Annotated in this window: 1 protein-coding gene and 1 pseudogene; one reads left to right on the forward strand and one right to left on the reverse strand. The window is 73.4% G+C overall.

The features are described 5' to 3' along the window. Window positions 1–856: pseudogene (locus KS423_RS43835) on the forward strand (hypothetical protein); the annotation flags it as partial. Between the two features lie 80 nt (window positions 857–936). On the opposite strand, the gene KS423_RS43840 reads toward KS423_RS43835, so the two are convergent. Next, window positions 937–1,464 (reverse strand): lytic transglycosylase domain-containing protein (locus tag KS423_RS43840; RefSeq protein WP_224285271.1); only part of this gene is annotated, 528 nt, incomplete at its 5' end.

Raw genomic sequence — 1,464 nt, forward strand, 5'->3', positions numbered from 1 at the left:
CGAGCCTGAGGCCGTCGTGGCGGAGCCCGCTGTCGAGGAGCCTGCGGCTGAGGTTGACGAGCCTGCCGTCGAGGCGGAGGTGGCTGAGGCCGAGGTGGTCGAGGTCGCTGCCGAGGTCGAGCCCGAGACCGTCGCGGAGGAGGTCGCCGGCGAGGAGCCCGTCGCCGAGTCCGAGGCTGTTGCCGTCGAGGTGACGGAGCCGGTGGTCGAGGCCGACGAGCCTGCGGCCGAGGTTGCTGAGCTTGCTGTCGAGGTCGAGGCCGAGCCGGTGGCTGAGGTCGAGCCTGAGGCCGTCGTGGCGGAGCCCGCTGTCGAGGAGCCTGCGGCTGAGGTTGACGAGCCTGCCGTCGAGGCGGAGGTGGCTGAGGCCGAGGTGGTCGAGGTCGCTGCCGAGGTCGAGCCCGAGCCCGTCGTCGAGGCGGTCGCCGGCGAGGAGCCCGTCGCCGGGTCCGAGGCTGTTGCCGTCGAGGTGACGGAGCCTGCGGCCGAGGCTGCCGTGGAGGCGCCTGTGGTCGAGGCCGAGGAGCTCGCCGTCGAGACGGAGCCCGAGCCCGCCGCCGCTGCCGAGGAGCTCGCCGTCGAGACGGAGCCCGAGCCCGCCGCCGTTGCCGAGGCTCCCGCCGCCGAGCCGGAGGCCGACGCCCGTCCCGCGAAGCCGGACTTCACGCCCGGCCGCCCCGTGACCGCCTACTCCGCCGACGAGCTGCTCACCGTCGTGCGGTGGGTGGACGGCGACGGTGTCGAGCGGACGGACGAGGAGCTGCTGCGAGCGGCCATGAAGGAGCTGGGCTTCGCCCGCCTCGGCCCCCGGATCAAGGAGGCGCTGGGCGCCGCCGTCGCCGCCGCGCGGGGCTGACGACGTACGGCCGTAAGGCCGAGGGCCCGGGACGCGGTCATGCGTCCCGGGCCCTGTCGTGTTTTGGTGGTGCCCTGGCGTCAGCCGGCCTTGTTCCATGGCTGGCTGGACATCAGGGCCTTCACGTTGGCGACGTACGCCGGGTTGGGAATGGACAGGCTGCCGACGACCTCGCCGGTGGCCGGGTCGGTGACGGCGTTGTAGTGCACGTTGCCCGCGCCCGCGTTGTACGCGGAGACGACCAGGTCGAGCAGCGGCGTCTTGCCGGTGGCCGGGTCGGGGGAGAGTTCGTACTTGCCGCCGAAGGAGGAGTCGCCGTAGTAGGCGACGAGCCAGTCGAGCAGCTGGGTGCCGAGCTGGACGTTCCCGGTGAGGGTGGCCGGGTCCGAGGTGGTGCCGAACTTGCCGTTCATCCAGCTGACGGTGTTCGGCATGACCTGCATGGTGCCGATCCCGCCGTCGCAGGCGACGATGCCGGACTGCCAGCCGCTCTCCTGCCAGGCGATCGCCTTGACCAGGTTGACGGGCAGCGGCGGGAGCTGGTCGGTGCCGCCGGTGCCGAGCTTGAGCGTCCGGGACTGGCCGGCCGCCGCCGCGAGCGCCGCGCC

It is taken from the genome of Streptomyces sp. LS1784 (assembly GCF_020103755.1).
Lineage (GTDB): Bacteria > Actinomycetota > Actinomycetes > Streptomycetales > Streptomycetaceae > Kitasatospora.